16 protein-coding genes and 2 pseudogenes are annotated in these 25,704 nt (G+C 35.3%); 9 read left to right on the forward strand and 9 right to left on the reverse strand.

The window, feature by feature from the left end; all coding sequences use genetic code 11:
- Window positions 1-20: 20 nt before the first annotated feature.
- The 4 genes from HCW_RS03855 (at window position 21) to HCW_RS03875 (ending at window position 10,275) form a co-directional block, all read left to right on the forward strand.
- Complete coding sequence (locus HCW_RS03855) at window positions 21-4,256, forward strand: outer membrane protein (RefSeq protein WP_014660913.1); 4,236 nt, start codon at window positions 21-23, stop codon at window positions 4,254-4,256.
- Window positions 4,257-5,569: 1,313 nt separating this feature from the next.
- Window positions 5,570-6,754: an Mrp/NBP35 family ATP-binding protein gene (locus HCW_RS03865; protein ID WP_081478656.1), complete on the forward strand. Its 1,185-nt coding sequence runs from the start codon at window positions 5,570-5,572 to the stop codon at window positions 6,752-6,754.
- A gap of 125 nt (window positions 6,755-6,879) precedes the next feature.
- Window positions 6,880-9,075 carry a TonB-dependent receptor family protein gene (locus HCW_RS03870; protein ID WP_014660915.1) on the forward strand — a complete coding sequence of 732 codons (2,196 nt, stop codon included), beginning with the start codon at window positions 6,880-6,882 and terminating at the stop codon, window positions 9,073-9,075.
- 222 nt (window positions 9,076-9,297) lie between these two features.
- Entirely contained in the window at window positions 9,298-10,275 is a 978-nt protein-coding gene (locus tag HCW_RS03875) for a tetratricopeptide repeat protein (protein ID WP_014660916.1), read from the forward strand.
- Between the two features lie 502 nt (window positions 10,276-10,777).
- On the opposite strand, the pseudogene HCW_RS09720 reads toward HCW_RS03875, so the two are convergent.
- The 7 genes and pseudogenes from HCW_RS09720 to HCW_RS03910 form a co-directional block, all read right to left on the reverse strand.
- Window positions 10,778-11,505, reverse strand: a pseudogene (locus HCW_RS09720) (R.Pab1 family restriction endonuclease).
- Window positions 11,492-12,409 (reverse strand): annotated as a pseudogene (locus HCW_RS03885) (adenine methyltransferase). The pseudogenes HCW_RS09720 and HCW_RS03885 overlap by 14 nt, the downstream one beginning before the upstream one ends.
- A 78-nt stretch (window positions 12,410-12,487) precedes the next feature.
- On the reverse strand, window positions 12,488-14,809 hold the full coding sequence (gene gyrB / locus HCW_RS03890; RefSeq protein WP_014660917.1) for a DNA topoisomerase (ATP-hydrolyzing) subunit B: 2,322 nt from the start codon (window positions 14,807-14,809) through the stop codon (window positions 12,488-12,490).
- A 10-nt stretch (window positions 14,810-14,819) separates the two neighbouring features.
- On the reverse strand, window positions 14,820-15,944 hold the full coding sequence (dnaN, locus tag HCW_RS03895) for a DNA polymerase III subunit beta (protein ID WP_014660918.1): 1,125 nt from the start codon (window positions 15,942-15,944) through the stop codon (window positions 14,820-14,822).
- A 54-nt stretch (window positions 15,945-15,998) separates the two neighbouring features.
- Complete coding sequence (locus HCW_RS03900; protein WP_014660919.1) at window positions 15,999-17,048, reverse strand: phospholipase A; 1,050 nt, start codon at window positions 17,046-17,048, stop codon at window positions 15,999-16,001.
- 9 nt (window positions 17,049-17,057) lie between these two features.
- Complete coding sequence (locus HCW_RS03905; RefSeq protein WP_014660920.1) at window positions 17,058-18,386, reverse strand: sodium-dependent transporter; 1,329 nt, start codon at window positions 18,384-18,386, stop codon at window positions 17,058-17,060.
- A gap of 17 nt (window positions 18,387-18,403) precedes the next feature.
- Entirely contained in the window at window positions 18,404-19,732 is a 1,329-nt protein-coding gene (locus HCW_RS03910) for a sodium-dependent transporter (RefSeq protein ID WP_014660921.1), read from the reverse strand.
- A 247-nt stretch (window positions 19,733-19,979) separates the two neighbouring features.
- On the opposite strand from HCW_RS03910, the gene HCW_RS03915 reads away from it, so the two are divergent.
- Both HCW_RS03915 and HCW_RS03920 read left to right on the forward strand, forming a co-directional pair.
- On the forward strand, window positions 19,980-20,384 hold the full coding sequence (locus HCW_RS03915; protein WP_014660922.1) for a YbgC/FadM family acyl-CoA thioesterase: 405 nt from the start codon (window positions 19,980-19,982) through the stop codon (window positions 20,382-20,384).
- On the forward strand, window positions 20,371-20,640 hold the full coding sequence (locus HCW_RS03920) for a DUF493 domain-containing protein (RefSeq protein WP_014660923.1): 270 nt from the start codon (window positions 20,371-20,373) through the stop codon (window positions 20,638-20,640). The genes HCW_RS03915 and HCW_RS03920 overlap by 14 nt, the downstream gene beginning before the upstream one ends.
- Here HCW_RS03920 and murD read toward each other — a convergent pair.
- Together murD and mraY are read right to left on the reverse strand one after the other, a co-directional pair.
- Entirely contained in the window at window positions 20,637-21,905 is a 1,269-nt protein-coding gene (gene murD / locus HCW_RS03925) for a UDP-N-acetylmuramoyl-L-alanine--D-glutamate ligase (protein ID WP_014660924.1), read from the reverse strand. The genes HCW_RS03920 and murD overlap by 4 nt on opposite strands.
- Window positions 21,906-21,908: 3 nt before the next feature.
- The gene (gene mraY / locus HCW_RS03930) at window positions 21,909-22,967 is read right to left on the reverse strand and encodes a phospho-N-acetylmuramoyl-pentapeptide-transferase (protein ID WP_014660925.1); all 1,059 of its coding nucleotides are present in this window, start codon (window positions 22,965-22,967) and stop codon (window positions 21,909-21,911) included.
- A 185-nt stretch (window positions 22,968-23,152) separates the two neighbouring features.
- Between mraY and HCW_RS03935 the strand changes: the two genes are divergently transcribed.
- The 3 genes from HCW_RS03935 (at window position 23,153) to HCW_RS03945 (ending at window position 25,703) form a co-directional block, all read left to right on the forward strand.
- Window positions 23,153-23,995, forward strand: coding sequence for an HpaA family protein (locus HCW_RS03935; RefSeq protein WP_043902617.1), 843 nt, complete (start codon window positions 23,153-23,155; stop codon window positions 23,993-23,995).
- Between the two features lie 151 nt (window positions 23,996-24,146).
- Complete coding sequence (rpmB, locus tag HCW_RS03940; protein ID WP_014660927.1) at window positions 24,147-24,335, forward strand: 50S ribosomal protein L28; 189 nt, start codon at window positions 24,147-24,149, stop codon at window positions 24,333-24,335.
- Window positions 24,336-24,566: 231 nt separating this feature from the next.
- Window positions 24,567-25,703 (forward strand): potassium channel family protein, encoded by a 1,137-nt coding sequence (locus HCW_RS03945; protein WP_014660928.1) that lies wholly within the window; start codon window positions 24,567-24,569, stop codon window positions 25,701-25,703.
- Window position 25,704: the final 1 nt, after the last annotated feature.

Consider the following 25,704-nt stretch of genomic DNA (forward strand, 5'->3'; position numbering starts at 1 on the left):
ATTTTTAAGAGGATAAAATAATGAAAAAATCTAAACTAGGGAATCTTATTTTTGCAGGCTCGTTGCTTGCACAACAAAGTATTTTGTTAGCCGAAGATAATGGGTGGTATATGAGTGTGGGCTATCAAATTGGGGGGACTCAGCAAAATGTAGACAATAAACAGCTCAAAGAAAATCAAAACACCCTAAATTACATCACACAAACTGCAAGCGCTATGGCAAATCCTAATGGGGGCTTGCTCTCTTTGACTTCATCAGCGGTTGCAAGCGCTCTAGGAGGTGGTCTTGCGACCACGGCTAGTTCGCAGCTGCAAGGCATAGCTCAAATTCTTGGCGATATTCAAGCCCACCGCCATGATTACAACACTAACAGAGAAATTCAAAGTATCCAACAGCAACTCATAGGTCAAAACGGCATTTCTAATCCTATTACCTCGCATTCTGCCAAGCTCTCTGCTAGACTCTTAGGCAATACGGCTAAAAACTTCCAAGAGAGTAGTGCTATCACCACTCAAGTGCTTGATACTATTAACTCTATCACACCCTCTCAAAATTCACAAGAGACTAGAAAGCAACTTCAAAATTCTATTGATGCGATGAACAAACTTTTACAACAAGTTCACACAAGCGTTATCAACGCTCAAGGCACTTCTTATGTGCAAACGCTTTTTAGCGAGCTAGTGAATAATGTCAATCAATTAAGTGGCGGTGCTAAAACATCTGCTATAACAAGCTTAGAAGGCGCTATCAATGCTTATGGAGTGGGATATACTACCAATAATGGTGTTCTTACGCTCAATCCTCTAAACCCTAATGCCACATATTCTAACACTTCTGTTTTAGGAACTACACAAGAAAATAGTAAGCCTAATCAGTCTAGCTCTACAGCTTATAATAACACTCTAGCAATGAATGAGCTTAGTTCTAGTCAATCTGAGTCTTTGCAACTTCTCATACAACGCTTAGAGCCTCTAGCTAATGATAAAGTTAATTCAAATATTGCCCAAGTCGCCCAACAAATCCAAAATGTCGCTTTGCAAACTTTAAGCAACAATGCCTTAAGTGGCACTACCACTGCCCTAAACAATCTCTATAACGCCTTGCAATACCAAGCAAGCGCTCAAACCGTGGATAGTTATCAAAATAGTTATCAATGGACTGATAAACTCTCTAATGGTGAAACCGGTTTTAAAGACCCCGGAAACATTTTGCAAAACACTTCCGGTAAAGGCAATATTGGCACTATCACTAATGCTCTAGGCGAAAATATCACTTCGTATGATTGCTCCACAACTACTTGTAAGCCAACTAAGTCTGCTGATAATAAGATGACCTACACGCCCAATGATTTAAAAACCTTGTCTCAACCTGAGGGTGGTAAAATAGGCATCAATTCATATAATCTTTCAGAGCTGATTTCTCAAGCGTATCAGTCATTACAAACTTCCCAAGCTAATTTAAAAAGCCTTGAAAGTCAATTAAACAAAGTGTTAAATATCACAACAGATAGTAGTGGCAATCCTACTAGCGACAATCTATTAGGAAAAGAGCTTATCCAATTACAAAACCTTGTATCTAGCAAGCAAGATGAGACTAAAAGCATAGAGCAAGCCTTACAAAACTCTATGAAAGAAGTGAGCAACTACCAACAGCAACTTCAAAGTTATATTGCTAGCCAACAAAGTAATATTGAAAATTGGCGCAAACAAATCTATGGGATTAGTGGGAGTGCGTTTGTGGGTAATGGCACAGAATTAAGTGGGGGTAAAAAGGTAGAGGGGTTTGTTGCACCTGTGAGTGGGCAAGATATTTTAGGGTATGGTTGCTTTAAAACTTCTCAAACCCAAAGCGCATGCGCTCTAGGCTTAGGGCAGTTTAACAAGCTCATTAATACCATTGCTCAAACACCCCCAACAAGCTTAGACAGTTCTAGTGCGCAACCTATTTATGATAGTGCGTATTATCAAAAACTCTATAGTGAATTAGGGCTTTCTCAAACTGAAAACGGCAATATGTCTGTAAGTGGAGGAGTCTTAGGGAGTATCATTCAAAATTTAAATAATCAAATTAATAGTGTTTACAATAGTGCTTCTGGCTTTGATGGTAATAGTAGCTTAAATAATCTTTGGAATATAACCTATTATAATACCTTGAAAGATTATAAGGGTGGCACTAATTTTGCAGGTAATTTTACATGCTCTTACCAAGCTAATGGTAATGGCACTTGCACTATTTCTGGAGGGACAACTGCAGATGCGGCATTACCTATGAATCAAGGCGGACCCTCTAAGGAATTAGAGCAAATGAAAAATTCTTCTATAAAAGCCTCACAATACCAAGAAATGCTAAGCATTTTAAAAGATGCGAGTTTAGGGAAATTAGGGACATTGAATAATGGAGTTTATACGCCTACACCTGCAAATAATCTTACAAATGGAGAGGATAAAACAACCCCTCAAGCTCAAAGCGGTGGGTCTCTCACACCTTTGCAAAATATCTATAATGAGGCGATTAAACTACAAGAGTTAGCCAAAGGCAATAAGGGGGTGCAACAAGGTTTAGAGCAATTCTTTAATAACATTAACATGGGCTATAACCCAAGTGGCAGTTATGATACTACGCCAGCTGATTCTGTGCTTTGGGGGAATGGGCAAACTTATGACACCATTAAAGTAACAGCAACAGATTGGAAAGCTAGTGATAGTGTAACACAAGTAAGCGCAAACACTAGTCAGCCTTTTAGAACCATAAGTTCTCAGTGCCATTCATCTAGTGGTTGCACCATACTCATTCCCGGCTATGACAAACCCATTGACTACACCGGAACCATTACAATAGACTATAATCTTAAGAGTGGGGATATGACTTCTCAAAAATATTCTGGCACTCAAAGCGTGCATGTAGGGCCATTGGTATATAGTGGACAAGTGGGGCAAGATGTCTATACCCTAAAAGGGAGCGCACAAGTAGAGATTAAGATTAGTGATAACAATAAAAGTGGTATTCCCACAGAACCTATAACGGTTTCTAAGGGGGAGTTAGTCTTTGGGTGCGCTAATGTGGATTGTAGCACCACAACTTCTAGTGGCACTGCTGATATTACCTATGAAGAACAAAAATCTTATAGTAACACTAATAATCCTCCTGTAAAAAATATTGCAAATGCTTGGAATAATGGCAATGATATGAGTGTTGCCAACATTGCTTATATCCTTAAAAATGGCTTGTGCTTGAATGGCGATAAAGACAATACTTGCACCGGAGGCTTAATCAATGTTTTAAACTCTATTCCTAGTAATGGCGTGAGCGATACCAATGCGATAGTAGATTTATTGATTACTTATATTGAACAAAATGGTGCGTTCCAACAAAATGGTATTAATGGTGTTGATAGTGCTTTGCATTGGGGAGGCAGTCTCTTTAATGGTCTTGTTAGTGCCTTAAAAGATAACTTGCAAACTTTGCAAAATGGACTCAAGCCAGAAACCTTGCTAGAGACTTTACAAGAATTAGCTAAAAATACTAGCACCATTCAAGCGTTCAATCAAAATCTTGATGAGCTTTTGGGTAAGCAAAAATCAACGCAAATTACAAGCACTCTATTACAAGCCTTAGAAAAAGATGCTCAAAAGATTGCTCAAGCTGAGCAAATGGCTACTAGCTATGCCTCACAACCTGTTTTGGGGCAGTATGTCTCTGGCAAAAGCACTCAGCATGGCGTGAGCAATGGCTTTGGCGTGTCATTAGGATACAAGCATTTCTTTGGGAATGCTAGAAAGCTTGGCTTACGCTATTATGGTTTCTTTGATTATGGCTATAGCAAAATGGGTATTGGCAATCAAGAATCTAGTGCGAATGTCCTCGTCTATGGAGCTGGAATGGACTTCTTATGGAATGTGTTTGGAAGAACTTATAATACTAAGGCAGTGAATTTTGGATTCTTTGGAGGAATTCAGCTTGCGGGGACTTCATGGCTTAGCTCGTTGCACAATCAAATTGTTGAAGAATGGGGTAATGCTAAGGATATTAATGGGGCTAACTTCCAATTCTTGTTTAATCTAGGGATTAGAACTAACTTCGCAGAGTTTAAGCGCTATGGTGGAAAACATCGTAATAAAGGAGTGTTATCTCAACAAGGCGTTGAATTTGGCATTAAGATTCCTACCATTAATCAAGTGTATCTAAAAAGTGCGGGCGCAGATGTGAGTTATAGAAGACTTTATGTGTTCTATCTCAACTATGTTAAGGGCTTTTGATTTTATAGCTTTTTTATAGCTTTTTTATAGTCTTGCCTTTAAGGTAAGGCTACTTTTTTATACTTTTTCTTTTATCTTTTTATTAGATTAGTTTTAGCGTTGTTTTTAACTTGAATGCTTAAAGAGCTTTTAAAAATTAAAAAAATGAAGTTTTTAAGAAAATGAAAACATTGCATTAAAGGGGAGTTTAAAAGCTCCCCACAATTTTAATAACAAGGTGTTACTAAAATTGCACACAATAGTGCTATAATAACAATGTATTTCATTGTTAGCTCCTTAAATTGGATTTAGAGAGCCAACGCCTAGAGAAGCTGTTACCTTCTTTAGGCATTAACTTCCCTAGACTCAAATTATAACTAAAAATTTTTTAAAAAATTAATCTTGTCAACCAACTAAATAAATCAAAGATAAAAGAGCTTTTAAAAATTTAAAAATGAAGTTTTTAAGAAAATGAAAACATCGTTATTAACAATAATTAAGAGGGAGTTTTAGCTCCCCCAACAATTTTAATAACAAGGTGTTACTAAAATTGCGCAAATTATTGCTATAATAACAATGTATTTCATGTCTTCTCCTTTCAAAAAGTAAGATTTTTAGGGAGAAAACGCCTAGAGAAGTTGCTACCTTCTTTAGGCATTTAACTTCCCTAGACTCAAATTATAACTAAAAATTTTTTAAAAAATTAATCTTGTTTGTCAACCAACTAAATAAATCAAAGATAAAAGAGCTTTTAAAAATTTAAAAATGAAGTTCTTAAGAAAATGAAAACATCGTAATGTAGGGGGGTTTAACACCCCCCATGAAAATTAATAACAAAAAGTTACTAAAATCATGCATAATAATGCTACAATTACAGCAGTTCTCATACTTACTCCTTTCCAAATTTGGATTAGAGAGTAAATGCCTAGAGAAGTTGCGACCTTCTTTAGGCATTAGCTTCCCTAGACTCAAATTATAACTAAAAAACTTTTTAAAAACTAATCTTGTCAACCAACTAAACAATCAAAAGCAATTTTTAGAGATTTAAAAAATGGAGTTTCTAAGAAAATGAAAACATCGTTATTAACAATAATTAAGAGGGAGTTTTAGCTCCCCCAACAATTTTAATAACAAGGTGTTACTAAAATTGCGCAAATTATTGTTATAATAACAATGTAGTTCATTTTTTCTCCTTTAAAAAATAAATTTTTTAGGGAGAAAATGCCTAGAGAAGTCCTACCTTCTTTAGGCATTTAACTTCCCTAGACTCAAATTATAACTAAAAATTTTTTAAAAAATTAATCTTGTTAAACCAAAAACACAGCCAAAAAGAAATGAAAGCAAAATTAAAAAGCGTTTTGTTAAACAAATTATGCTATAAGAAGTCTTTATTTATCATTTTAAGGAGTAAAATGCTTACGCAAGAAGACATTTTAAACGCATTAAAAAAGATTATCTATCCTAATTTTGAAAAGGATATTGTCAGCTTTGGATTTGTTAAAAACATCACTTTGCATGAAAATAAATTAGGGCTTTTGGTAGAAATTCCTTCAAGTTCTGAAGAAACAAGCGAGATTTTAAGAGAACATATCTCAAAAGCTGTGCAAGAAATCGGTGTTAAGGAAGTGAATTTAGATATTAAAACCCCACCTAAACCACAAGCCCCAAAGCCCACTACCAAAAATCTAGCTAAAAATATTAAGCATGTAGTTATGGTAAGCTCTGGTAAGGGCGGTGTGGGTAAAAGCACAACGAGCGTGAATTTAAGCATTGCTTTAGCGAATTTGGGTAAAAAAGTGGGGTTATTAGACGCTGATGTTTATGGGCCTAATATTCCTAGAATGATGGGCTTACAAAACGCTGATGTTATTACTGACCCAAGCGGTAAAAAACTCATTCCTTTAAAAGCTTTTGGGGTTTCTGTGATGAGTATGGGGCTTTTGTATGATGAAGGGCAGAGTCTCATTTGGCGAGGACCTATGCTTATGCGAGCGATTGAGCAAATGCTAAGCGATATTATTTGGGGGGATTTAGATGTGTTAGTAGTGGATATGCCCCCAGGCACAGGCGATGCACAGCTTACTTTAGCTCAAGCAGTGCCACTAAGTGCAGGAATAACTGTTACTACACCCCAAATTGTGAGTTTAGATGACGCTAAAAGAAGTTTAGATATGTTTAAGAAATTACACATTCCTATTGCCGGTATTGTAGAAAATATGGGAACATTTGTGTGTGAGCATTGTGACAAAGAGAGCGAGATTTTTGGCTCAAATTCTATGAATGAATTACTAGAAACTTATAACACACAAATCTTAGCTGAGCTCCCCCTAGAACCTAAAGTGCGTATTGGTGGGGATAAGGGCGAACCGATTATTATCTCTCATCCTAATAGCGTGAGTGCTAAAATCTTTGAAAAAATGGCACAAAATTTAAACGCCTTTTTAGACAAAGTAGAGCATGAAAAATTAGCTGATAATAAGGATATTCAGCCTACACAAACTCAAGGTTGCTCGCATTAATCTTTTAAGCTAGTATGGGGGGGTGCTAGTGGATTAAAAAATTAATTTAACTCTTTTTAATATTTTTTATTTTATAATATCGCTATCTGTATTGTAGTTTTTAATCTCTCTTATTAGGGCTTTGAATGTATAAGTATTTGGCTGTATTTTTTTGTATTTGTGTGCCATTAATATTAAATGCTATGGATACCAAAACGCTCTCTAAAGTGCAAACCACTAAAAATCGTTTGAAAGCGTTTCCTAATAGCTATGAAGATGAGAGGGTGAAAAATTTCACAGGCAGTCGCACTATTATTTCTAACAAGCAACTTAAAAAAACAGCCAATCAAAGCATTGAAGAGGCTTTGCAAAATGTGCCGGGCGTGCAGATTAGAAATAATACAGGCACTGGGGTTATGCCTAGTATTTCATTGCGTGGGTTTGGGGGCGGAGGTGCTGGGCATTCTAATGCGGGCTTATTTTTAGAAAATGGCGTGCCTATCACCCCAGCTCCGTATTCTAAAATCCAGCTTTCAGTCTTTCCTATTACTTTTCAAATGATTGATAGAATTGATGTGATTAAGGGTGGGGCGAGTGTGCAATATGGGCCTAACACTTTTGGTGGGGTGTTTAATTTCATCACTAAGGCCATACCGACTAAATGGGAAAATCAAGTGAGTGAGCGCATTACCTTTTGGGGTAAGTCTAAAAATGGCGGATTTTATGACCCTAAATCTAAAAACCCCTTGGCTAACAACATGCTTTATAACACTTTTTTAAGAACAGGGGGCATGATAAACAAGCATTTTGGTATCCAAGCGAGTGCGAATTGGATTAAGGGGCAAGGCTTTAGAGACAATTCGCCCACCAATTTGCAAAACTACATGCTAGAAGGCTTGTATCAAATCAATAGTAATAATGTTTTAAAAATGTATTATCAGTATTATAATTCTTTTGCTAAGAACCCCGGCTCTTTAGCCATTAGAGACTATAAAGAAAATCGTTTCCAAAATTTACGCCCTAATAACGCTCTATCAGGTAATTCCAAACGCTATGGCTTAGAGTATAAAAACACTTTTGGAGATAGCGATAAGGTCTATGGGGAGTTTAGTTTCAGCTATTTTACGCATGATATGAGTAGGGATTATGCTTTAGAAAGTAGCTTTATGAGTGTGAATCTAAACCCAAATATCGCCCCCATTTATTCTAAAGACACTAACACGATACTTAATAACGCACGCCGTTATGTAGTGAATGCCTTTGAGCCTAAGCTCAAACTCTCTATCAATAACACACGCTATATCAAGCAAGATTTAGTGATGGGCTTAAGGTTTATGACAGAAGATACTTATGATACGCATGGGTTTAAAACCTCTAAGGGTGTTACTAAAGAAATGGGTTTGCCTACCAAATTATTGAATAATTACACCGCATTTTATCTTTCTGATGAGATGAAATTTTTTAATGATAAGCTGGTTGTTGCCCCCGGATTTCGCTACACCTTTTTAAACTATCATTTTGTAGAAAATAAGGGAAGTAAAAAAACGCATTTTAATCAAATCAATCCTGCTGTCAATATCGCTTACAGACCTCTTAAAGGGCTTAATATCTATGCTAATTATATGCGCTCTTACATTCCCCCACAATATAATCTCAATGGTTGGAACACGCATTATTTTCAAGTCTTTGATGAATTTGAGGCTGGGGCAAGATATGCTTTAAATGACTTGTTAAGTTTTAATGCGAATTATTTTGCTATTTATGCCAATAACTATTATACGGGGCGTTATGCAAGCAGACCTGTAAATGCCCTCTCTCAAGGCGTGGAATTAGAATTGTATCTCAAGCCTATTAGAGGGCTTAATATCCATGCGTCTTACACTTATATAGATGCTAGAATCACGAATAATCGCTACCATGATGGGCAAGATATTAAGAATAAAAGACTTCCTTTCACTAGCCCTAATCAATTCGTATTAGATGCCAGCTATACTTACAAAGGCACGACTTTTGGCTTGAGCAGTTATTTTTATTCTCGTAGTTATAGCGATATTTTAAACCATGTTCAAGAAAAAACAATTATTTTGCACGAGCATAAAAAGGGCGAGTATGCCGGACTTTTTGAAAACCAAACTTATGGGATTTTGCCATGGTATTGGGTATGGAATATTCAAGTCTCTCAAGTCTTATGGGAGAGTGGCAGACAGCAAATCACAGCAAGTTTGCAAGTGAATAATCTCTTTAATATGAAATATTATTTTAGAGGTATTGGCACTTCATGGGGGGGCAGAGAGCCAGCTCCCGGAAGAAGTGTAACCGCATTAGTGAGTTATAATTTTTAAGAGTGATTTATTTTATTTTGTTTTTGAGTAGGTGTTTTTAAGCAATCTATTGCCTAGTTATTGGGGGATTTATACAAGTTCTTTGATAAAATGGTATTATTAGTTTATTGTATCAAGTTTTTAGTTTTTAATGCCATTGTAAGTGATATTGTATTATAATAGGCAATTCAAATTGAAGTTTCAATCTATTTTGAAACTAAAGTTAGGATATTGAGGAACGCAATGATAAGCAATTTAACGAGAAAATTAAGTTTGATGTTGTTAATGGCAGTGGGTGGAGCTAGTGTTTTGGGAGCTATAACCCCTGCAGACTTGCTAAAAAAGGGCGATGAGAGCTTAAAGAATGGGCATTATAAGCAAGCTGTGTCTTTCTATGCTAAGGGTTGTGAGCTAAGAAATGGTGTTAGCTGTGCGAGCTTAGCCTCTATGTATGAAGATGGCGAGGGCGTAGAAAAGAGCTACCCTAAAGCGATTTCTTACTATAAAAAGGGTTGTGAGCTAAGAAATGGTGTTAGCTGTGCGAGCTTAGCCTCTATGTATGAAGATGGCGAGGGCGTAGAAAAGAGCTACCCTCAAGCGATTTCTTACTATAAAAAGGGTTGTGAGCTAAGAAATGGTGTTAGCTGTGCGAGCTTAGCCTCTATGTATGAAGATGGCGAGGGCGTAGAAAAGAGCTACCCTAAAGCGATTTCTTACTATAAAAAGGGTTGTGAGCTAAAGGGTGCTGTAAGTTGTTCTAGCTTAGGGTATATGTATTTTAAGGGTATGGGTGTTGAAAAAGATTACAAACAAGCTTTTGAATTTAGTAAGCAAGCATGCACACTCAAATATGGGTTTGGCTGTCATTTAGTAGGATATATGTATCGTGATGGTAAGGGTATTTCAAAAGACCTTAATCAAGCATTTGTATTCTTTAAAAAAGGTTGTCATTTGAAAAATGCCTCAAGCTGTGCGAGCTTAGGATATATGTATGAGAATGGTGAAGGTGTGGAAAAGAACCATAGACTCGCATTGCCATTTTATGCTAAGGGTTGCCATTTAAAAGATGAGAGCAGTTGCCATAATCTAGGAACGATGTATTATAATGGTAGGGGCGTAGAAAAAGATATTGCTAAGGCAGTTACTTTCTATGAACAAGGGTGCAATCTGGGCTTTAAGGATAGCTGTAAGGCACTACAAGAAATTAAGGCTAAAAAATAACTTTTAATAGAGGAGGGGGAACTTTTTAATAAGAGGGCTTGGGGTTTTAGCAAAAAAACTTTTTTTGGCTCTTATTCTTTTTGAACTTCTTTTCATCGCTTTGTTTTTAATTGGTAATTTAAGTTTTTTAGAGATAGTTTTTTATGCGTGAAATATTTTATTAAAGCTTATCTTAAAATATAGTCTTATTAAAATGGTTTGGGTAATTCTATTTGGTGGTATAGTTATGGCAACAGATAAGCATCTGTATGGGAATTTTTGACAAAAATATGATAAATTGATATTTTTAGGTGCATGAAGATGTTTTGATAATTGATATTTGGCTAAAGTGGTCTTGAAATATTTTATTGCAATAAATATAAGAGCTTTTTAAAAGATATTCTTTGTGTCGTTTGAATTTTTTCTTATTATAAAGTCTTTCCAATCAATACTGATTAGGTTAAGTCGGTATTATTTTGGCATAACCTTGACACTTAAGGATTAATGATAATTTTTAAGATATTTAACAATCTTTATGATGAGCTTGGCTTAATAGTCCAAAAATTTTAAGCATTTCTAGGAATATAAAAGCGTTGGTTTGATTAATGGTTAAAATAGCATGTTCTTTAAGTGTAGCCGTTCTATCTAGTAGTTGTGTGGAAGTTTTTAGTTCTAAAATAGAAAAGCAATAATAGAGCATCGCTTGAGTTTTAGAGCCATATTGTTGCTCTCTTATAACAATTTCGCTTAGTTGATTATCGCTAAAAGAGCAAATAAGCAAAGGATAAGAAATATGCGAGAGTTCAAAATCTAAACCATTAAATTTATGCACTCTCAAACCTTTCTCTTGTGATAATAAAGCAATCTTCTATAAATTGTTCTTGTTTTTCTAAATATGTTAGAGTATTTTCTAAACTTTCTAGGCTAATCAAATTTAATTGTTTGGCATAATAAATAATTTCACTCAATTCATAAAGCGTTTTTCTTTGCCATTAGCTCCTAAAAAATGAAATTTTTCGTCTTTTAAAGTAGTGAGTTCAAATTTCTCTTTATCCTTAATAGGAACATCATAACCGATTTACGCCACTCTATATAGTGCTTTAAGCTAAAAGGGATTTTTCTAGTCGCTGTAGAAATACCATAATCACTAAAAGCATGCCTAATTTTCACACGCACTTTGCCTGAAATGGAAGTTAAAGGAATGGGTATTTCAATCACTTTTTTAGTAGTATCAACTTTAATCAAACTCACAATTATGTCCTTGAAACAATGTTTTAAAATATTCTAAACGCACTCTTTTATCTTTCAAGAAAGTGTCTTTAATCTTTAAAAAAGCAAAATTATCAATTACAATATCTAAATTGCCAAAATAATAAGGGATTTTAGGGGCGATTTCTTTAAAATGATGGATATACTGATAATAAATCAATTTATCTTAACTGTCATACCGCATTTTACTTGGTGCTTTTAAAAAAGTTTTGTTGTGCTTTAAGGCGTTAATCTTGCTATAGGGAAAAAATAGCCTACACACTCACTAACCTTTTTAGCGTTAGGGTAAATATCGTTTGCTATATAATCAAAATCGTTTAAATATAGCGTGGTATTATGGTCGGTTTTAAACATATTGCCCTTGTTGATACAAGGCTATCACAATAGGAAACTCGTTGCTAAAGTGCTTAGAAGAAATAATAAGGGCATCTAAAAGTGTGTAATTATCCTTAAATTGCTTTAATGCCTTAAAATTAGTCTCTTTAATGAGATAAGATAAAGGGTGTAACACGCAAATAAAAGCCGGTTTTAAAACCACAAAAGATTTTAAAAAACTTACCCCTAAATCTCGGGCTTTTAAATCGTTGTCTATTTCAAAATTAAAATTCTTACTTTTAATATCTTGTTTGTTGAAAGAAGTTTTATCATTATAGGGGGGATTACCCACAATAATTAAAGGCTCGTTTTCACTAATGCCATAATTCTCTCTCTTAGGATTAACTAATGCATTACATACTAAGGCATTGCAATTAGGGTCAATATCCGCCCCTATTTTTTTAGAATGATTAAGGCTTAAAAACTCCATACCGCCACAAGCGGTATCTAAAAGAGTGTAATTTTTAATATTTACATGCTTTTTTAAAAGCTTATAAGCACAATCTACCAGATAAGGGGGCGTTTGAAAGCCTTAAAAATTCACGCTCTCTTGTTTGGTTAAATGTTTAGGGGTTGTGATAAATTTTCCTTAAACATCTAGTTGTTTCACATCTTTAGCATGAGCTTGGATAAAGGCTCTTCTAGGCTCTACTTCATCGCCCATACACAGCGAGAACATCGCATCAGTTTTTTCTAAGTCTTGTATTTTTAGTTTTACCAAACTACGATTTTCTTTATGCATAGTTGTTTCCCATAAATCATTAGGATTCATCTCACCTAGTCCCTTATAGCGTTGGATACTTGCTCCCTTTTTAGCGTGATTTTCCACTTCTTCTAAAAACGCCAAAATATCCTTATCTTCTAAGAAATCCAAATTATATGCCATAAGTTTTTGATAAGTATAACTTGCTTCTTCAAACAACACTTCTTTAAAGAGATTGTCGTCCATGTTAAATTCCACTAAGCCCTTAGGGGTTTGCACATGCAAATGCAAACTCTCTTCTGTGGCAAAAGAGCGTAAAACTTGGTAGTTCAAACTCTCTAATTTTTCTAAAATGCTTTTTTCTAAAATTTTAGTATCAAGGGCTAGAGCGTCCTTAGTTTCAATCAAAAAGCGTAAAACTTCTAGCAAATTGTAGCGTTTTTCTAACTCCAAAAGCACATAGCGATAATGACGCACAACCTTTAACAAGCTCATCAAATCATTCTTGCCAATCCCTTCAACACTCACAGAATTAATGCCATGCTCAATTAAAAAATAATCTAAAGCTACGCTATCTTTAAGATAAATTTCTGTCTTGCCTTTCTTGTATTTATAAAGGGGAGCTTGAGCGATATAAACATGCCCATTTTCAATCAGTGGGCGTAAATAACGATAGAAAAAGGTCATCAGCAAAGTTTGGATATGGCTTCCATCTACATCAGCATCAGTCATAATAATGATTTTATGATAACGCAATTTTTCTAAATCAAAACTCTCTTGAATGCCACACCCAAAAGCCGTAATCATGTTTTTGATTTCTTCGGATTTTAGGATTTTTGACAAATGGCTTTTTTCTACATTTAAAATCTTACCTTTTAAGGGTAAAATCGCTTGAAAAACCCTATCTCGCCCTTGTTTCGCACTTCCGCCCGCACTATCACCCTCTACCAAAAAGATTTCACTCTCCATGGGGTCTTTGCTTTGACAATCGGCTAATTTTCCGGGCAAGGTGCCCACACTTAGATTATCTTTTTTCCTTGTAAGCTCTCTTGCTTTCTTGCTCGCTTCTCTAGCTTTAGCGGCTAACAAGGCTTTATTAGCGATGATTTTAGCCTCGTTAGGATTTTCTTCTAAAAATTGATGGATTTTATCATAGACTAGCTTTGAGACTAACGGACGCACATACGAGCTACCAAGCTTTGACTTAGTCTGTCCCTCAAATAAAGGCTCACTCATTTTTAAGCTCACAATAGCCACTAAACCCTCTTTAATATCTTCAGAAACAGGGCGAGATTCCTTAGTTTTAATGTTGTTGTCAATATATTGCAAAATCGCCTTAGACAAGCCCATTTTAAAGCCCGCCTCATGCGTTCCACCTTCAGAAGTTTTAATATTATTCACAAAGCTCAAGGTGTTTTCATTATAGTCATCAGCATACGCTAGAGCGACTTCTATAGAAGTGTGTGTTTCTTCGTCCATGCTTTTAAATGAAATAATAGGGGTAAGCAACTCTTTTTTAGCGCTATCTTTGACAAATTGTTTCAAGCCATCTTCATAGAAATAAGTCTCTTGAAGTTGCGTTTTTTCTTCTTTAAAAGAAATTTTTAGACCATCATTAAGATACGCCATTTCTTTAAAGCGTTTTTGCAAAATGCTCGCTTGAAACTCAATCACTTCCATGACACTTTCATCGGGGAAGAACTCAATGGTAGTGCCACTTTCTTTAGCACTTCTCGTCTTGCCGATGATTTCAAGCTCACTAATAGGAATTCCCTTTTCAAACTCTTGGCGATAGATTTGACCCTCTTTTTTAATGGTCATTACCAAGCGTTTGCTTAGAGCATTCACGACAGAAACGCCCACGCCATGCAAACCGCCTGAAACTTTATAGGTATCATTATCAAATTTACCACCAGCATGCAGAACTGTTAAAACCACGGTGCAAGCAGGGATTTTTTCAGTAGGGTGAATATCAACAGGGATTCCTCGCCCATTATCCTCTACAATACATGAACCTTCATCGGTTAAAGTAATATTGATAGTGTTACAAAAGCCCGCCATGCTTTCATCTACGGCGTTATCCACGACTTCATACACCATGTGGTGTAATCCGCCTACATTGGTATCGCCAATATACATTCCGGGGCGCTTTCTAACCCCCTCTAAGCCTTTTAAAACCTTAATACTATGGCTTTGATATTCTTGCATTAAAAAACCTTTATAGGGTGATTGGCATCATTAAAGTGGAAATTTTAGCACTCAAATGACTTTGTTTTTCATCAAGGGGTTCTTGGAGTAAGAAAGGTGCGCTAGATTCGTTGCAATGCAAAGTAAAATGCGCTGTTCCTAGTGCGTTTAAAGCCTCAAGGAAGAATTTCGCATTCACGCCAAGACTGAAAGTGTTTTCTAAATCTAGGGCATTTTCAAGCTCAATAGAAGTGCTGGCGGTCTCACTATGCTCGGAGTCTAAGGATTCAAACAACACACTATTTGATTCTAAAGTAAGCTTAATGTTAGCGCTTAAAGAACTTGATAGTTTAATGCTTTCTTTAAATTCTTCTTTATCCAAAGTAAAGCTAGAAGTATATTCTTTAGGTAAAATCTTTTGATAGTCTGGGTAATTGCCATCAATAAGTTTAGTAAAAAAGGTGTGTGTGCTATTTTCAATAATGGCTACTATACCATCGCTTTTAAAAGAAAAATCTTCATAAAAAAGTTTTAAGCTTTCTAAAAGGGCACGCTTAGGTAAGATGCAAGAAAAAGTTTGCTCTTGGGATTCTATAGCGTTTTGCTCTAGCTGAGTATAGGATAAGCGCCTTGTATCAGTGCCAACTAAAGCAAGAGTTTGATTAGCTTTGTCAAATTGCATTAAAGCACCGGCTAATTCTTTTTTGTGGCTGTTTTGCTCAATAACAGGCGCAATTTTTTTAAATGCATCAACTAAAAGTGGTGTGCTAATATTCATGCTTACTTTTGGCTCTATGCTAGGAAATTCAGGAAACTCACTCGCATCAAACATAGGGAGCTTAAAAGAGCTCTTATTTTGTTTGATAATTAAAACATCTTCTTTAGTCTCTAAAATAAGGCTGGCGTCTTTTAGGCGTGAAATAATGTCTAAGAATTTCTTCCCATTGATTGTCCCCATACCCTCATCTTCTACAGATTGCACTAAGATATGGCTTTTTAGTCCCATATCCGAATCGCTTGCTTTTAAAAAGAGTTGGTCATTGATAGCTTCTAAATGAATATGAGAAGTGATAGAAGAGGCATCTTTTTTATCCAAAAAGGCTTGCAATGAGCGTAATGCAATTTCTAAATCGTTTTTATTGGCACTGATTTTCATAATAAGTGTCTTCCTTGAAAATTTTATCTTATATTATAGCATAAAAGGGCTTTGTTAGGGGTTTAGGCGTATTCCTATGCCTAGGCGATTAGAATAGACATCATATTCATAGAGTCCATCACCATAACCATTAAACCACTGCGCATAAATCCCCACATAAGGATTAATGCGATAGGTATAGCCCAAGCGAAACGCTCCATGCCAACGCTTATAGCGCCAATATTGTGTAAAAATATCATAAAGTTGCAATTCAAAATGATGGCGTCCACGCCGATAATCAATTTTAGCGTTGCCATAACCCATATAATCAATTAAATTAGGATTAGATTGATTATATGGGATATAAGGCCAATAGGCAACCATAATTTTTAGCCCTCCCTTTTTCCATACTAAGCGAAATACCGGGCGCTGACCTGCACTCACAGAACGGCATCCCCCCCAACGCACATTTTTTTGTCCGTTATAATCTTTGACTTCAACAGGCTGTCCGGGAAATTGGTTTTCTGGCTTTCCTTGGCTAAAGGGTTGATAGCATGCAGCCCCGCCTACGCCATTAGAGATATGTTGCCAACCTATCCATAGCTCAGCAAAATTCCCAATTTTACCTCCAAAAGGTTCAAAGTTGATAGGATAGACATAGATGAGCTCTGGCATATAATTAACCATACGCATAGGAGCAGATTGTGGGTCATTATAGATTTGAAACCAATTGGTTTGGGTGTAGGCTAAAAACAATGTGCCTTTAGTCCAAAGAAGATGTTTGAAAACGGGCATTTTAAAACTAATTTGGAATTTAAAATCGTTCCTTTGATAGGGGTTGATATTGGGGTGATACCATTCATAAATGGGGGTAAAGCTATGATAAATGGGTAAAAAATAAGTGCCTTGATAATCAATAAGTTCTAAATACCTTTTAGCAAATCTTGCCCAAGATTTTTCTTTAGGAGTTTCTTTTGGGGCAAGATACCAAGCGTTGTCTAAATTATTTTTAGTTCTAATAAGATGTAAATCTTGTTTGCGTAAATAATAATCATAGTCTAAATCAGATTTTTTGCCTTGTAATTGGCAAGCTATGAGAAAAAAACATAAAAATTTTATGCGCATTACAAGTCCTTATTTAAATTGCAATAAAAAAATTGCCAAAATTACAATAGGTGCGATAAAGCGCACGCTAAAATGCCATATTTCAAACAAAGTTTTATTAAGAAAGTGCTTGGTTGCTTGCAAGGACTTACTTTTATTTAAAAGCCAACCAACAAACAAGACAGAAAATAATCCTCCTAATGGCATTAAAAAAGAAGAGGTTAAAAAATCTATCCAAGCAAAGACATTTTTATTAGCAAAACTCAAAGATTTAGCATAGCGCTCATCTATAGAGAAAATGACTAAGACGCCTAAAAGATATACTACCATGCCTAATACTAATGAGGCTTTGGTGCGTGAAAAATTAAAGCGATTGATGAGATAAAGCACTAAAGGTTCTAAAAGCGATACGGTGGAAGTAATCCCAGCAAAAGCAAGAGCTAGAAAGAAAAAAAGCGAAATAATCTGTCCGCTCATTCCCATTTCAGAAAAAATCAAAGGTAAAGATACAAAAACTAGACCCGGCCCTTGAGCTACATCTACATGATGTTCAAATACAAAAGTAAAAATCATTACTCCAGCAATTAAAGAGATTAAAATACCGGGCAAGATAATATAAAGCGAGCTTTTAAGTAAATTTTCTTTTTCAGGTGTGAAAGCGGAATAGGTAATAATAGTGCCTACCCCTAAACTCAAAGAAAAGAACATTTGTCCTAAAGCGTCCATAAACACCTTAAAATCAATTTTTTGAAAATCAAAACTAAATAAATAATGAATAGCTTTGGGTAAGCTTTCTAAAGTTATCGCATAGATTAAAAGCCCTATAAAAATAATAAACAATAAAGGCATAAGCACCATGCTTAATTTTTCAATCCCTTCTTTTATGCCTTTAGAAACAAACCATATTGTAGGGAATAAGCACGCACTAAAGCCAATAATTTGCCAAGTTAAATTATTGTTTTGGAGCAGATTAAATTGTGCTTTGGCTTGTTCTAAATCTTTGGGTAAGTCAAAAGTAACCACAAAGAGATAATAAAGTACCCAACCTAACACCACCGCATAAAAGGATAAGATGAGCGGGCCACCTAAGAGAAAAATAGAAGTGAATTTATAGTATTTTTTGTGCTTTAAATCTAAAGTTTCATAATTAGAAACCACATCTTTTTTACCTAAACTTCCAATAACCATATCCACTAAAAGCATAGCAATGCCTAGACTTAGAGTTAGCACTAAGTATAAAAGCACAAACGCACTCCCTCCATTAGTGCCAACCATATAGGGAAAGCGCCAAATATGCCCTAGTCCTATAGAGCTACCTAAAGTAGCCAAAATAAAGCCTAGTTTAGAGAATTTTCCCATAGCGATTTATAATAGTCTTAAGATAATTTGCTTGCCCAAATAGAAAGCACGATTAGGGGCGTAACATATTTGAGTAGAAAATACCAAGCCTCAAAGAGTTTAGGGCTTAAAAAATGCGCACTAAAAGAGCGCACTTTTTCTTTGCTTAAAACCCAGCCTATAAAAATAAATGACGCAACCCCGCCTAATGGCATAATGATAGTGCTTGAGATGAAATCTAGCCAATCAAAGAGATTTTTTCCAAAAAAACTCAAGGACTCTTTGTAGTCATTATGTAGTGAGAAAATCAAAACTACACCCACAATAAAAATCAGAGCGATTACACCCCAAGTAGCCAAAGAGCGTTTGCACTGATATTTATCAGTAAAATACATAACACTTGGTTCTAATAACGCCACCGTAGAAGTTATTCCAGCAAAGGCAAGAGCTAGTAAAAAAAGCACAGAAACCACAATGCCAATAGTTCCCATTTTGCCAAAAACTACCGGTAAAGAAGTGAATATTAGCCCTGTGCCTTGAGAAATATTAGCCCCATGTTCAAAAACGAAAGTAAAAATCATAAGCCCTGCAACAAGCGAAATAACAATTCCAGAAATAACGACCCAAAGCGTGCTTTTAAGCAAGTCTTGAGTTTTTTCAGTTGAGGCAGCATAAGCAATATTAATCCCTAGCCCAATACTTAATGAAAAGAAAACTTGTCCCAAAGAAGAAGTAAAGACTTGAGGGGTCAAATCGTGTGGCTTGAAATCAAACATAAAATGAAAGGCTTTAGAAAAAGAATCTAAAGTCATCGCATAAAAGAGTAAGCCAAAAAAGGTTGCAAAAAGTAGGGGCATTAAAACTAAATTAAGCTTTTCAATACCCTCTTTAATCCCCCTAGATACAATCAAACCGGTTAAGCCTAATACGCTAAATAGCCCTATGATTTGCAAATTTAGAGATTGCAAAGTGTTGTTGAAAATCTGCTCAGATTCTTGAATGTTTGTAGGTAGATTAAAGCTAATATCCACCAAATAATAGAAAACCCAACCCAAAATAGTGCCATAAAAAGTTAGCACCAATGGGCCAGAGATAAGTAATAAGCCCGCATACTTCCAACGCTTTTTAGGACTTGGGTCTAGCTCTTTAAAAGCTTCTGTGGGGTTTTTTTGCGTGCTTTGACCTAGGAGCATTTCTGCAATAAACATGACCGCACCAATGCTTAAAGATAAGAATAAGAACAAAAGCACAAAAGCGCCTCCGCCACTCACTCCTGCCACATAGGGAAAGCGCCAAATATGTCCCAAACCTATCGCACTCCCTAAAGCTGCCAAAACAAATCCTATTTTTGAAAAATGACCACCCATTTTATATCTTGCTAACTCCCTAGATTTCTAACATTATGTTAAATGTGTTGTTGTTTTTGTTGTTAGTTTTTAAAAAATCCTAAGCGAATGGCAAGTAAATCTACTTAAAAAATCTACTTAAATTAAAGGGATAAATCTAACAAAAATGCCCTAATTATACTACATTTAACTGAGTATTGTATAATTTGGCGCACTCTTTTTTGAGTAAATTTAGGTTGGTTAGGTCATATAGAATAGAAAGGGATTAATGCGTTGTAGGGTATATTATGAAGACACTGATGCTCAAGGCGTAGTTTATCATGCGAATTACTTGAAGTATTGCGAACGAGCAAGGAGTGAAGAATTTTTTAAAAGAGCGTTAGCGCCAGAAAATAGCGAGGGGTTTTTTGTGATTCGCTCTTTAAAAGCGGATTTTTTTACCCCAGCAAGTTTGGGGCAAGTTTTAGAAATAAAAACTCAAGTTAAAGAGCTTAAAAAGGTCTCTGTGGTGCTTTTTCAAGAGATTTATTGCGTGTGTAGTAGTGATTTGAAAGAATTAGAGCCTTTTAAAATTTTTGCTTTAGAGATTAAATTGGGATTTGTGCATCGCATTAAACATAACCCCATACCTATACCTATAACATTTAAGGAATTTTTAGATGAGCTTAGATAATACAGAAAACAATAAGCCAAAGATTGATTATCCATGCCTTTGGGATTATAGAGTCATTATGAACACTAATGATGAGAGTTGGTTACAAAAACTCATAGAAACTTATCAACGCCCTTTCAAATTAGAGCTAAAAAACACTTCTAAGACAGGTAAATTCTATAGCTTTAATGTATCCATTGAAGTTTCAAGCGAACTAGAGCGAGATGAAATTTTTCAAAAAATTTCTAATGAAAAGTATGTTATTCAAGTGCTTTAGTCTTCTAAGACATACTTTTTAAATTTTTCGCCCCTTTCTTTATAGGAAGAAAATTGGTCTAAACTCGCACTACTAGGCGAGAGTAAGCCAACTTCATTCATTTTTAAAACGCTTTTAATTTCTTGCACCGCTTTTTCTAGCTCAAAACAAGCTTTACAAGCGATATTAAATTTTAGTGCTAAGGATTGAATAATCTCTGTGCTTGAGCCTATGGCATAAAGACTCACTTCATAATGTTGAAGTTTTTCAAAAAGGGGGGTTAAATCAACGCCCTTAGTATCACCCCCTACAATCAAATGAATTTTTTGGTTTTTAAAGGTTTGCAGAGCTTGTAAAGTCGCATCAATATTGGTAGCCTTGCTATCATCTACCCACAAACGCTCCTTTTTGTCTCTAAATTCTTCCATTTTATGCAGTCCGATTTTAAAAGTGCTTAATCTTTTAAGGGCGTTTTCTTTATAGTCTTGCCATTTGAAGTTGTTTATTTTTAAAAATTGTTGATAGGCTAGAAGAGCTAAAGAAGCGTCTAATAAAAATGCCCCTTTAAAAGGCAAGGCATTAAAAGGAATTTCTAAATTTTCTAAAATATCTTTGCTCTTATCAAAAAAGATTTTTTGAGCTTGTGATTTTTGGACGATTGTTTGTTCTTTAAATTTTGAAGGAAGTATAGCGAGTGAAGTTTTAGGCATAAGGGTTAAAGGCTTGAGTTTAGCATTCAAGTAATTTTCAAAATTTTGATGCCAAGTTAAATGGTCTGACTCTACATTGATAAGCAAATAAATTAAAGGGTAAGCCTTGTTAGTGTAATGCAGAGAAAAAGAGCTTGTTTCTAAAACCCATAAAGGCGCTTGTTGTTTAAAAAGCTCCATTAAAGGCACTCCGATATTTCCCCCGCTCATTGCTCTAAAATCTTCTAAAAGCATGGTGAGCATTTCAGTAGTTGTGGTCTTACCATTCGTGCCGCTAATACTTATGGTTGTTGGGGTAAAATGATGATTAAACAAGCTATAGATATAATCATATTCGCTCACTAAATGCTTAGCTTTTTTAACTAAAGCATGCGTAAAGCTAATTCCCGGACTCACTATCTCTAGTTCTGAATGATTAGGATTAAATTCACTACTAGGATAGCAAAGAAAATTTTCATTATCTATGCAAGATGAAGTGAATTTGTCATCAAAGAATTGCACTTTGTGATGTTGCTCTTTAAAAAATCTTGCTAGGGCTAGAGTGGTTTTTGCATGCCCAAAAAGTGAAATTTTCATTTTTTAGCGCACCTTCAAGCTTAAAAGAGCGATTAAATTACTTAACATAGAAATTATCCAAAAACGCACAATCACTTTATTTTCTGCCCAACCTTTTTGCTCAAAATGATGATGAATGGGTGCCATTAAAAAAAGGCGTTTTTTACGAGTTTTATAACTTCCTACTTGTAAAATTACGGACAAGGTTTCTACAACAAAAATAGACCCCATTAAAACAAGCAAAATTTCATTGTGCGAAACAATAGCACTATAAGCAATAAACCCTCCTAAGGCTAAGCTTCCGCTATCGCCCATAAACACGCTTGCAGGGTTGCAGTTATACCATAAAAAGCCAAAAAGTGAGCCTATGAGAGCTAAAGAGACTACAAACAATTCTCCCGCATCTACAACTTTTGGATAGAGCAAGTATTTAGAAAATTCAGCATTCCCAGCTACATACACAAAGACTGAAAGACTAAGTAGAGTAAAAATGCTAGGCACAGTGGCTAGACCATCTAGTCCGTCGGTTAAATTCACGGCATTACTTGTAGATAAAAAAACTAACACCCAAAAACTAATGGCTAAGATTATAGGCATTTCAAACAAAGGGTTTTTCAAAAAAGGCAAATACAAAGAAGTATCTAGCCCTTTGAAACTCAAAAGAACAGATACAAAAACTGAAATGATAAAAAGCATACTAAATTTTGTTTTCGCACTCATTCCGGCATTACTTTTTTGACTAATTTTGGTGTAATCATCTCTAAAACCTACAAAGCTAAAGCCCACTAGCACAACTATCCCTAATAAAACATAAAGATTATCCAAAGACGCACACAATAAGCTTGCAATTATCGTGGCAAAGATAAAAACAATGCCCCCCATCGTAGGAGTGTCTCTTTTGTTTTTGTGGCTTGGAACATAGCTAGAAATCGGTTGATTAGCTTTTTTGGCTTTCGCCCATAAAATAAATTTAGGCATTAAAAAAAGCGTTAGAAAAAAGCTAATAAAAAACCCTAGCCCAGCTCTAAAGGTTAGGTATTGAAAAAGATTGATATTAAAATAGCTATACAAGTAGTAGAGCATGAAATTCCTTAATATTATCATCAATAACAAATATTGTTGAATACTGCAGTATGATTGCTTGAAACAAACGAGCATATTTGTTGCAATTCGTTGTTATTTTAACACAAAATGGTTTACTTAAGTTTGCAGTTTTAATAGTATAATGAGATTTATATATCGTTATTTTAGTCTTGGAGTATTATAAAATGGGAAGTTCATTTATGTCTAAGAATCTTAAAAGTATTCTAAGGATATTGATAGCTGTAGGGCTTTCAAGTGTGTTGGTTAGTTGTGCGCTTGATGAGAGCAATAGCACTAAAAAAGCAGAGTCAAAAGAGGCAAAAAAGGCTACTATTGAGCATCATAAGCATGAACAAATGCAAACAAGTGCGGAGCATATCACGCCTTTAAACTTTAATTATCCGGTGCATATTCTTCAAGCCCAAGCAAAGAATCGCTCTGTAGCCATTTTAGCACCCCATATTCAAGTGAGTGATAACTTGAAATCCTATATTGATAAATTTCAAGATGCTTTAGCTAATCAAATTCAAAGCATTTTTGAGAAACGAGGTTACAAGGTTTTACGCTTTAAAGGTAAAAATGCCTTGAACGCACAAGAGAGAAAAGAAGTTTTTTCAGTGTTGGATTTAAAAGGTTGGGTAGGAATTTTAGAAGATTTAAAAATGAATCTTAATGACCCTACAAAACCCAATTTAGATACTCTAGTAGACCAAAGCTCAGGCTCTGTATGGTTTAATTTCTATGAGCCAGAAAGCGGAAGAGTTATCCATGATTTTGGGGTAGAGGTAGGAACTTTTAGGGCTATTACGCATACTTTTTCCTATCAATATACTGATTATGGCGCTACCAATAGGATTGAGCATAATGGTTTAGATAAGAATAAAGAAGATGCAATTCATAAAATTCTTAATAGAATTTATGCAGAAGTGATGAAAAAAGTCGTTGTAGAGCTTACAGAAGAAAATATTTCTAAATATAGGGATGCGATTGATAAGGTTAAGAAATCTTTTGAAGCCTCTCAAAAATAAATAATCCATATTAGATTAAGTAAAACTTTGTTGAGTGCCTCCTATTAAAAGGGGTATCTCTCAAAGAGTGCAAAATTTTGAATATTAGCGATTTTTAAAGTTAAATGAAGTATAATGTTAAATTCATTTTTCTAAAGATAAGGATAAGATTATGGCAAGAAGATGTGCATTAAGTGCTAAAGGTCCTATGGTAGGCAATCATGTAAGTCATGCAAACAACAAAAATAAGCGTCGCTTACTCCCTAACTTACGCTCTATTAGAGTTCAGCTAGATGATGGCACAACAAGACGCATTAGAGTGGCTGCTTCTACGCTAAGAACTATGCGTAAGGGGGCTTAAGCTCTCTTTCTAGCCCCTAATTTTAACTTAAGAATGAGGCTAGAATTTGACACTTCCAACATGACATTGATTTTTAAGTGGGTTTTCTTGAATTTTGGTGTGCATGTTTATTTTGAGACACTTGGGTATGACCTTAAGCACTACAGCTTAGAGATTAAAGAGAAAATTTTTAACCAACAAGCTTTTTTGTTAGGTCTAGTATCCAAGCTTGGTTTGACTTAGGAGTTTGTTTTGTTTAAAAAAATAAGGTCTCTAAGGGCTAAAAAGCGCAAACAAAACAAGCCTGAGATTAATCTCAATTCAGAAATCTATGAACAATTTAAGGTTTTTAGACTCCCATTAGTAATAATCCAAATATTCGTGCTTTTAGGGACTTTGGGTTATTATGCCCTAGAAGACTACACGCTTATGCAAGCATTTTTTCAAACCACTTATACTATGACTGCAACAGGCTTTGGCGCATTAAACGAAAATAAGTTTGGTCCTGTAAGTATTTTCTTAACTTCTATTTTAATGTTTTGTGGGGCAGGAATTATTGCTTTTAGTGTAGCGATTTTAATTAGCGTGGTGAATAAAGGCACATTGACAAGATTAATTAAGGAGAAAGGCATGGTTTATAAAATCGCACGACTTAAAGACCATTATGTCATTTGTTATCATAATGAATACACCATTGAATTAAGCAAGCAATTTCGCTCCGCTCAAATTCCTTTTGTAGTGGTAGATAATGACCCTAATTTTGAAGAAGAGGCGATTAAGCATAAATACCCTTATTATATTGTAGGCGACCCACATACCAATTTAGCAATGTTAAAAACCCACTTAAGTAGCGCTAAGGGGGTGGTAGCATTTTCTAAAATTTTGCCCGTAAATGTTGCCTTAATGGTGAGTGTGCGTTTGTTTGAAAAGGAGTTAAACCGCAAGCCTTATTATATTATTGCAAGCGCTCATAGCGATGAGGGTTTAGAAAAGTTAAAAAAGCTAGGCGCTAATATGGTAGTCTCACCTACAAAGCTTATGGCTCAAAGAGTGAGTGCAATGGCGGTGCGCCCAGATATGGAAAATATTTTGGAGCGTTTTATTTATAAAAAAGACACGCTTTTAGACTTAGAAGAAATTATTGTGCCAAAGTATAGTTGGCTTGTGTTAAGAAAGCTAAGAGAGGCGCATTTTAGAGATGTTACTAAGGCGTTTGTCATTGGAATTATTCAAAAAGATGGCAAGTATATTCCCATGCCAGATGGAGATACGATTATTGCAAGTGAGGCTAAGCTTTTGATGATTGGCACTTCTGAGGGGGTTAAAGCTTGCAAACAACTTATCGCTTGCAAGCAAAAGCCTAAAGAAGTGGATTATGTTTCTTTATAAT

It is taken from the genome of Helicobacter cetorum MIT 00-7128 (assembly GCF_000259255.1).
Classification (GTDB): Bacteria; Campylobacterota; Campylobacteria; order Campylobacterales; family Helicobacteraceae; genus Helicobacter; species Helicobacter cetorum_B.

Bases quoted from the DNA above. Each gene is read 5' to 3' on its own strand.
- HCW_RS03910 (WP_014660921.1), bottom strand. From the start codon at position 19,732: ATGGGTGGTCATTTTTCAAAAATAGGATTTGTTTTGGCAGCTTTAGGG.
- mraY (WP_014660925.1), bottom strand. From the start codon at position 22,967: ATGCTCTACTACTTGTATAGCTATTTTAATATCAATCTTTTTCAATAC.
- HCW_RS03915 (WP_014660922.1), top strand. From the start codon at position 19,980: ATGCGTTGTAGGGTATATTATGAAGACACTGATGCTCAAGGCGTAGTT.
- dnaN (WP_014660918.1), bottom strand. From the start codon at position 15,944: ATGAAAATCAGTGCCAATAAAAACGATTTAGAAATTGCATTACGCTCA.
- HCW_RS03920 (WP_014660923.1), top strand. From the start codon at position 20,371: ATGAGCTTAGATAATACAGAAAACAATAAGCCAAAGATTGATTATCCA.
- HCW_RS03855 (WP_014660913.1), top strand. From the start codon at position 21: ATGAAAAAATCTAAACTAGGGAATCTTATTTTTGCAGGCTCGTTGCTT.
- gyrB (WP_014660917.1), bottom strand. From the start codon at position 14,809: ATGCAAGAATATCAAAGCCATAGTATTAAGGTTTTAAAAGGCTTAGAG.
- HCW_RS03905 (WP_014660920.1), bottom strand. From the start codon at position 18,386: ATGGGAAAATTCTCTAAACTAGGCTTTATTTTGGCTACTTTAGGTAGC.
- HCW_RS03870 (WP_014660915.1), top strand. From the start codon at position 6,880: ATGTATAAGTATTTGGCTGTATTTTTTTGTATTTGTGTGCCATTAATA.
- HCW_RS03875 (WP_014660916.1), top strand. From the start codon at position 9,298: ATGATAAGCAATTTAACGAGAAAATTAAGTTTGATGTTGTTAATGGCA.
- HCW_RS03900 (WP_014660919.1), bottom strand. From the start codon at position 17,048: ATGCGCATAAAATTTTTATGTTTTTTTCTCATAGCTTGCCAATTACAA.
- HCW_RS03935 (WP_043902617.1), top strand. From the start codon at position 23,153: ATGGGAAGTTCATTTATGTCTAAGAATCTTAAAAGTATTCTAAGGATA.
- murD (WP_014660924.1), bottom strand. From the start codon at position 21,905: ATGAAAATTTCACTTTTTGGGCATGCAAAAACCACTCTAGCCCTAGCA.
- rpmB (WP_014660927.1), top strand. From the start codon at position 24,147: ATGGCAAGAAGATGTGCATTAAGTGCTAAAGGTCCTATGGTAGGCAAT.
- HCW_RS03865 (WP_081478656.1), top strand. From the start codon at position 5,570: ATGAAAGCAAAATTAAAAAGCGTTTTGTTAAACAAATTATGCTATAAG.